Genomic DNA, 8,231 nt, shown 5'->3' on the forward strand with positions numbered 1-8,231 from the left:
TAATCTTAGGATGCGTTCTATTGGATATTGCATCCTGCTATTTTATTGTAAAATCCCGAAGATATGAGGAATATGTAGTAATCGCAGTTTGCAAACTATATCTGATATCCCTTCATTGCGTTGCCTTTTCTGCTTTAGGATATGCTGTCTCAGACATTTTTGAATATTTTGGTACTATAAACGAGAAATTCTTAGGTATTTGTTACCAGGTATTCTGTATTATTGGCGTTATTGTCACAGTATATCTTCCTCTTGATTATTACTATGACGGCCAGACCCTTTATACCTACGGTCCTGCAGCTATTGCCACCTATGTTTTTGTTTCAATCTATATTCTTTCAATTATTATAGCTGCCGCTTTACTAAGGAATCATTTAAAGGACAAAAAAGTATATGCTCTTAATTTATGGATGGCAGTCTGGGCTATTTCAGCTATCATTCAGTTTTTAAATCCTAAGCTGCTTATTGTCAGCTTCGCATCTTGTATCGGTGCTCTAATTATGTATTTTGAATTGGAAAATCCTCAGAGTTCACTTTCAAGACGTACCGGTCACTTTAGTTCGGCTGTAATCCATGAATATTTGGATTATTTATATCAGACTAAGCAAAACTTTTCTGCCATGAGAATTTCGTTCCAGACATCGGCAGAATCTTCTGATGAAAATAAGCTTTTACGCCAGACAATCGAGATGCTTTCAGAATTTCTATTTTCAATAGATACTGCAAAGATATTCGATACAGCTGAAGGCTATTTCCTATTAATATTTGAAAATACGGATTTCCTGGAGAGCACAAAGTACCAGATATCCACTTACTTCCAATCTATAGAAAATAGTTCGGATGTGGGAAATGCCATCACATTGATGCGACCGTTCTACACCATCATTCCTGATTGCTCTATTTCTGAAAATGCAGATGAATTGATGATGCTTTTGGCCAGCTATGTACCTACCATCAAAGGCAATTCTTCATCAAACGAGGTTGTGGTTACAGCTGAAACAATGTCAGATGTACGTCATCAGAAAGATATTGAAAAACTTGTCATTGATGCAATGGAAAACAACAGAATCGAGGTTCATTACCAGCCGATTTTCAACCTTGCAACAAACACATTCTCATCTGCAGAAGCGCTTGTTCGTATCAAGTTAATAGACGGTACATACCTGCAGCCAAACGAATTTATTCCGATTGCAGAAATAAGCGGTAGAATTATTCCTCTTTCTGATGCTATCTACAGAAGAGCTCTTTCATTTATCAAGTCTTATCATATAGAGCGAATTGGAATCAAACATATTGAGCTTAACCTGTCAGTAAAACAGGGAGAAAGCCCTACTTTTACCACTAAGCTTTTACAGATGCTGGATGATTATCAGATTAACCCAGATTTGATTAATTTGGAAATTACTGAGACAAGCTCACTTAGAAGTAAGGAAAGACTTCATGAGAACATGAGCAAACTGGAAGCTCACGGACTTTCCTTCTCACTTGACGATTTTGGTTCAGGCAGTTCAAATCTTAACTATATCATTGATATGCCTGTCACTGTTGTTAAGTTAGACAAGCTTTTATCCGAAGAGTATTTTAAGAAAAATAATAAGGCTCAGGCTATTGTTAATGCAGTCATTGAAATGGCCCATTCTATGGGAATACAGATTGTAGCCGAAGGTATTGAAACACAGGAAGAATTCGACGAGATGAAATCACTGGGTGTAGATTACATACAGGGATTCTTCTTCTCAAAACCATTACCAGAGCATGAATTTTTGAAATTTATTCAGGAACATAATCTAAAATACATGTACCAATAAGAAAGCGAGGTTTCATATGCACACATTTCAACCTTATCCAATCAACATGTTAGAATGGAATCCAATTCAAAAGGTGGCAGATGAAGGCGTTGCCATCGTCGCTGAAGCCAATGGAAAAATCAATGCTATGTCATCCCACAATGGTGGTGTTGGTCATATTTGGGGTAAAAATGTAGTATTTGCCTTCCTTCGAAATACAAGATACACGAAAGAGCTTTTGGATGACAGTGAATATTTCAGTGCCTGCTTCTTTGATATGAACGAAAAAAACAATGAGAGACTTATGAAAGTACTTGATCAGCTAAGCGGACGTAACGAGGATAAGCTGGCTGCCTGTCGCGTTGAAATTGAGCATGCAATGAATTGCCCATACATTGATGACGCAAACTTTATTATCCTCTGCAGAAAAATTGCTGCAGTGCCAATGACTGAGAATACAATCTTAGACCCTAAGATTTTGGATACAGAATATACTGAAAAGCATTTGGATGATTTCCACACAATGTATATTGGAGAAATTCTTGATATAAGAGCAAGATAAGCAAATTAAAAAGGACTGGTTTCCCAGTCCTTTTTGATTTGCCGTTCTATCGATTAAAGAACTCTACGAACTCTTCATATCCATCGTTTGTAAGCTGTTCCTTCTGGAACTTCTTATTCTTGTTCATTCTTACAACAAGTACAGTCTGTCCGTTTGCACGAGCTTCCTTAGCCTGAGACATTACCTCAGCAAGCTTCTCTGCTGGATAGCCTTTCTCTACAAGGTAAGCCACCTTCTTGCTAGCGCCTGGAACCTTGAAGCCCTGCTCCATAAGAAGAAGGATGATACGCTCAAATCCGATTGAGAATCCGCATGCAGGTGTGTTCTGACCTGTGAAGTTTCCAATCATCTTGTCGTAACGGCCGCCACCACCGCAGCTTCCGCCGAACTCTGGAATAGCAATCTCGAAGATTGTACCTGTGTAGTAGCTCATACCACGTACAAGTGTAGGGTCAAATACAAGCTCAAACTTAGCTTCCTTTGTAGCGTTAACTGCTGCTGCAATTTCACGCATCCAATCTGCAACCTCTGTATCAAGGAACTCGCCAAGCTTATCAAGAAGTACATCCATGCCAGCTGCAACATCCTTAACATTCTCAAGAACTGCAAATAACTCTACGTATTTATCGATAGACTCCTTAGAATATCCAGCCTCAAGAAGCTCTGCTGATACTCCATCAAGTCCAATCTTATCCATCTTATCAAGTGTGATGAAGATTGAATCATAATCCTCCTCAGAGAATCCTGCGTAAGCAGCCATAGCCTTTAAGATACGACGCTCGTTGATACGAATCTCGAAGTTCTTAAATCCAATTCTACCAAGTGTTGTAGTAGTAGCAAGGATAAGCTCAATCTCTGCAAGGTTGCTAGGCTCACCAAGGATATCGATATCACACTGTGTAAACTGTCTGTAACGTCCACGCTGTGGTCTGTCTGCTCTCCAAACAGAACCAATCTGAAGAGCCTTAAATGGTGATGAAAGCTCATTAGCGTGATTTGAATAGAAACGGCAAAGAGGTACTGTAAGGTCATATCTCATACCGAAATCTACAACCTGCTCCTCTGTAGTTGCCTCAGGGATGTTGAGCTTCTCACCTCTCTTCATTACCTTGAAGATAAGCTTCTCATTTTCTCCACCCTGCTTATTTGAAAGATTTCCAATAGACTCCATAGCTGGTGTCTCAATTGGTGTAAATCCAAATGAACGATATGTATCCTTAATAATAGATGTAACATAATCGCGAACTTCCATCTCGTATGGAAGAATGTCCTTCATTCCGTTAACTGGTTTCTTGTTTAAAGCCATTTCAAATCCTCTCTAAGTCTTTCACGTTTTCTTTCTATCATTTCATCAATTCGGTCCATGTAAAGCTGGACATCCTTGACATTTTCGCATCTTGTAACAGTCTTGCCATGGTCTGTAACGAACTTGCAGGCCGTGCCGCAACCAAGTGCCATTATAGTTTGTTTCTCCTCCATTATCAAGATATTATATAATCCCTCATTTCCTGGAGTAGAATAGCCTATATTCTCTAAATTAGCTGCCATATTTTTCTGGCGATATAAATAGTATGGTGCCATACCCATGCGCTTTGCAGCTTCAAGGCAGATATCCATATGCTTCTGAGAGTTATCAATAAGATAATCCTCGTAAGCTTCTCTGTCATAATTAAGGCGAGCTGAATGCTTCAGTGCCAGCGAATGGACTGTAAGATTGTCCGGAGCAAGCTTTTCCACCTCAGATAATGTGTATGCCACATCCTCGATAGTCTCACCTGGAAGACCAAGGATAAGATCCATGTTGATATTCTTAAAGCCCAGTTCTCTTGCCCATCCAAATACTCTGTGAATATCTTCCACCTTGTGGAAACGACCAATCAGATCAAGAGTCTTCTGATTCATGGTCTGTGGGTTAATGGAAATACGAGTCACCGGATGATTCTTTATAACCTGAAGCTTCTCAAGTGTAATAGAGTCAGGTCTGCCTGCCTCTATAGTATATTCCAGCAAATCACTGGTGTTGAAGTATCTATCAACCAGTGTGAGAAGTCTCTCTAAATGCTCTGCATCAAGGGATGTAGGTGTGCCACCACCGATGTAAATAGTAGTAAGGCTCTTGCCCTTGCAAGACTCTGCTGTGAAGGCCATCTCCTTCTCCAAAGCATCAATATAATCATCAAGCTTCTTTGTCCAAAGTCCAATTGGGTAAGAAGTGAATGAGCAGTAAAGACATGTACTAGGGCAAAATGGAATGCCGATGTACACTGAATAACCGTTATCGTAATCAATCTTTGAAAGAAGCTCATGCTCCTTATGGGAAACCTGAAGGCTCAGGTCAATCTTTGACTGGGATGTAAGGTAAGTCTCACGCATATAAGCTGTGACATCTGCATCGCTGGAGCCCTCTTCTATCATTCCAAGGGAAATCTTTGTAGGACGAATACCTGTGAGGGTACCCCAAGGCAAATCCTTACCTGTGCGCTCATGTAAGCTCTCATAAATAGCCAGTTTCAGGCGATTCTTTGTATCTGGACGATTCTCGTAATCAATCTGAATCTCTCTTCCATCCAGAGTCAGTATATTATTTGAATAGTTCACCTGCATCGAAAAAAGAAGCCCTGCATCCTCTGGGACAGGCTCTGTAGAAATCTTGACCTCTTCCTTTGGATAGAAGGCTTTCACAAGTGAATATATGTCGTATTCGAAATTATTTTCGTTTAACTGTATGTATATCATTAATTATTCCTATTATAAAAACATATTGTTGTTACGTTCAAACTCAACAGTTGTAGGAGCTTCATGTCCAGGATAGCAAATAGTATCACCTGGAAGCACTAAAAGCTTCTCATTGATGCTATGCACAAGCTGTGACATAGAACCACCTGGAAAATCTGTACGTCCAACCGAACCACAGAAAAGAGTATCTCCCGTAAAAACGATTCCTTCTTTTTCAAAATAGAAGCAACAGCCACCTGGTGTGTGACCTGGTGTGGCGAGGCATTTAACTGTAAGACCTGCCAACTCCACTTCCTGATTATCCTTAAGATAAACATCTGCGTGATAGGCTGTTGACTGGAAAATCATATCAGCTGAAAGATTGATATGAGGATTTTCAAGTGTCTCACGCTCACCTTCGTATGCATAAATCTTAACGCCGTATTCTGCGGCGATTTCATCGGCTGCACCTACATGATCAAAATGACCATGAGTAATTAAAATAGCAACTGGTGTAGTACCTGACTGCTCAATGCCTGCCTTGATACGCTTAGGCGATGAGCCTGGATCTATAATAATTGATTCATTTGTCTCTTCATTGATTGCCAGATAGCAGTTCATAGCGCAAACTGGCAATAATATATGCATAACTTTCATTAAATAAAACTATCCTCTAGGTCTTTCTACATCTATGATAGATTCTACCTGTTTAATCTTCTCAACAAGGGCTCTGAGCTGTTCCTTGCTCTGTGTACCAAACTTAATAGTAATGGTAGCAACACCCTGCTTGCTGGTCTTAGAGTGGATTGAATCGATGTCAATCTCACGCTCAGTAAAGATACGTGTGATATCCACAAGGAGGCCTGTACGGTTATTGCCGTAGATATTAATCTCTGTAAGATATACACCGCCACTTCTGCCGTCAGCTTCTGCTCCAGCAGCCCATTCAGCCTCAATGAGACGCTCCTTCTCAAAGTCTGGAAGGTTAATCATGTTGATACAATCGGTACGGTGGATAGAAACGCCACGACCTCTTGTAACAAAGCCTACGATTTCATCACCTGGCACTGGATTACAGCATTTAGAGAAACGTACTGAAACGTCATAAAGACCACTAACTGTGATACCATTCTTTGACTTAGGACGAATCTTCTCGGAGCCTGTATGCTCTGCCAACACTTCTTCGTCAGTCATCTTCACTGGATGATCCTTCTGCCATGCAGTGAACATTCTATTGATAACGGCACCTTCCTTGATGGCACCCTGACCAACTGCAGCCAGAGTATCTTCCCAACTGTGGAAGCCGTATTTATTCTTAATGAGCTCCTGGTATTTAGGCTTATTGATTTCACCTAAATCCACACCCTTCTGCTTTGCAGAATTGATGAGCAATTCCTTTCCCTTTGCGATATTCTCGTCCTTGGACTGGGTGCGGAACCACTGGTTGATTTTGTTCTTAGCCTGTGAAGATTTAACAATATTTAACCAGTCACGGCTAGGTCCGTTTGTATTCTGAGATGTGACAATCTCGATACGATCGCCGTTTTGAATAACATAATCGATAGGTACAAGTTTTCCGTTTACCTTTGCACCAATCATACGATTACCTACTGCCGAATGAATAGCATAGGCAAAATCGATAGGTGTAGAACCATTTGGAAGGTTCTTAACATCTCCTGATGGAGTGAAACAGAAAACTGTATCAGAAAACAGATTTAGATCTGATTTAAGCAGTGATGAGAACTCCTTATTATCGGAGATTTCCTGCTGCCACTCGAGGATTTCTCTAAGCCAAGAAAGCTTCTCTTCCTCGCCAACAACTGTGGAGCCTTCTCCACTTTCCTTATATTTCCAGTGAGCTGCGATACCGTATTCACTGGTACGATGCATTTCATATGTACGAATCTGGATTTCGAATGGCGCACCATTAGGACCGATAACTGTAGTATGCAAAGACTGATACATGTTAGGCTTTGGCATAGCTATGTAATCTTTGAAACGGCCTGGGATAGGTGTGTACATCTCGTGGATAACACCGAGGGCAGCATAACAGTCCTTGATAGAATCTACGATAATACGAACTGCGAATAAATCATAAATCTGATCGATGGTCTTATGCTGGTTGACCATCTTCTTATATATACTGAAGAAATGCTTTGCGCGGCCATAAACCTCTGCCTGAATCTCTGCAGCATCAATGTGCTTACGCACGTCATCTACTAATGAATTAATGTAATCTGTACGCTGACTCTTTCGAAGAGCAATCTTCTCCACCAAATCATAATATGCATCTGGCTCAAGATATTTAAGAGATAAATCATCAAGCTCAATTTTGACCCTGCTGATACCAAGACGCTGTGCCAATGGAGCATAAATCTCCATAGTCTCACGTGCCTTCTCCTTCTGCTTCTCAGGAATCATGTACTTTAAAGTACGCATGTTGTGAAGTCTATCGGCGAGCTTAATAAGGATGACGCGGATATCCTTTGCCATGGCAAGGAACATCTTACGGAGATTCTCTGCCTGAATCTCCACCTTATCAGCATCATAATTTAACTGACCTAACTTTGTAACGCCGTCAACAAGCTCTGCAACTTCTTCAGAGAATATCTCAGCCAATTCTTCTTTAGTGTAAATAGTATCTTCTACAACATCGTGAAGAATACCTGCTACGATAGTCTCCTTATCAAGCTCCAAATCAGCAAGAATAATAGCTACACAAAGTGGGTGAATAATATAAGGCTCACCAGATTTGCGAACCTGCCCTTCATGGGCTGTGGCTGCAACCTGATAAGCCTTTTCAATCATTGATATGTCTGTATTAGGATGATATTTCTGGACACGACAAATAAGCTCTTTGTAGAGCTCCTCAGGATCCACAAAATCAGTCGTAGCGATGACACCGCGGTTCTCCCCAGAGATTTTCTTTTCAAGCACTTCTAATTCAGACTTATTTTTCTCTGCCACGATATCACCACCTTCCTAAAAAATTTTATTAGATATTATATTATTTAGGCCTCTAAAAAGCAATATTTCTAATCCCGAAAATTCTGTGTTTCTTAAGATTTATAGTTTTATAACTTAATCTTGTAGACCGTTTAAATTTGATATTAAATCTAAATATCTCATTATTATCAAATCCTATTTTGATTACAATATTTTTATTA

At 40.1% G+C, this 8,231-nt stretch carries 6 protein-coding genes; 2 read left to right on the forward strand and 4 right to left on the reverse strand.

What is annotated here, in order from left to right; translation table 11 throughout:
• Positions 1-20 precede the first annotated feature (20 nt).
• Entirely contained in the window at positions 21-1,808 is a 1,788-nt protein-coding gene (locus tag G592_RS0114570) for an EAL domain-containing protein (RefSeq protein ID WP_028248450.1), read from the forward strand.
• A 16-nt stretch (positions 1,809-1,824) separates the two neighbouring features.
• Positions 1,825-2,349, forward strand: coding sequence for a flavin reductase (locus tag G592_RS0114575; RefSeq protein WP_028248451.1), 525 nt, complete (start codon positions 1,825-1,827; stop codon positions 2,347-2,349).
• A 46-nt stretch (positions 2,350-2,395) separates the two neighbouring features.
• Here G592_RS0114575 and hisS read toward each other — a convergent pair whose 3' ends face one another.
• The 4 genes from hisS to G592_RS0114595 are packed head-to-tail and all read right to left on the reverse strand — an operon-like array spanning position 2,396 to position 8,031.
• Positions 2,396-3,655, reverse strand: coding sequence for a histidine--tRNA ligase (hisS, locus tag G592_RS0114580; RefSeq protein ID WP_028248452.1), 1,260 nt, complete (start codon positions 3,653-3,655; stop codon positions 2,396-2,398).
• Entirely contained in the window at positions 3,646-5,085 is a 1,440-nt protein-coding gene (gene hemZ, locus G592_RS0114585) for a coproporphyrinogen dehydrogenase HemZ (RefSeq protein ID WP_028248453.1), read from the reverse strand. The genes hisS and hemZ overlap by 10 nt, the downstream gene beginning before the upstream one ends.
• A 12-nt stretch (positions 5,086-5,097) precedes the next feature.
• A complete protein-coding gene (locus G592_RS0114590) occupies positions 5,098-5,721 on the reverse strand; it encodes an MBL fold metallo-hydrolase (RefSeq protein WP_051194956.1) in 624 nt (207 codons plus the stop codon).
• A gap of 9 nt (positions 5,722-5,730) precedes the next feature.
• Positions 5,731-8,031: a RelA/SpoT family protein gene (locus G592_RS0114595; protein ID WP_028248455.1), complete on the reverse strand. Its 2,301-nt coding sequence runs from the start codon at positions 8,029-8,031 to the stop codon at positions 5,731-5,733.
• Positions 8,032-8,231: the final 200 nt, after the last annotated feature.

It is taken from the genome of Pseudobutyrivibrio ruminis CF1b (assembly GCF_000424005.1).
GTDB classification, from domain to species: domain Bacteria; phylum Bacillota; class Clostridia; order Lachnospirales; family Lachnospiraceae; genus Pseudobutyrivibrio; species Pseudobutyrivibrio ruminis_C.

Bases quoted from the DNA above. Each gene is read 5' to 3' on its own strand.
- G592_RS0114590 (WP_051194956.1), bottom strand. From the start codon at position 5,721: ATGAAAGTTATGCATATATTATTGCCAGTTTGCGCTATGAACTGCTAT.
- hisS (WP_028248452.1), bottom strand. From the start codon at position 3,655: ATGGCTTTAAACAAGAAACCAGTTAACGGAATGAAGGACATTCTTCCA.
- G592_RS0114575 (WP_028248451.1), top strand. From the start codon at position 1,825: ATGCACACATTTCAACCTTATCCAATCAACATGTTAGAATGGAATCCA.
- hemZ (WP_028248453.1), bottom strand. From the start codon at position 5,085: ATGATATACATACAGTTAAACGAAAATAATTTCGAATACGACATATAT.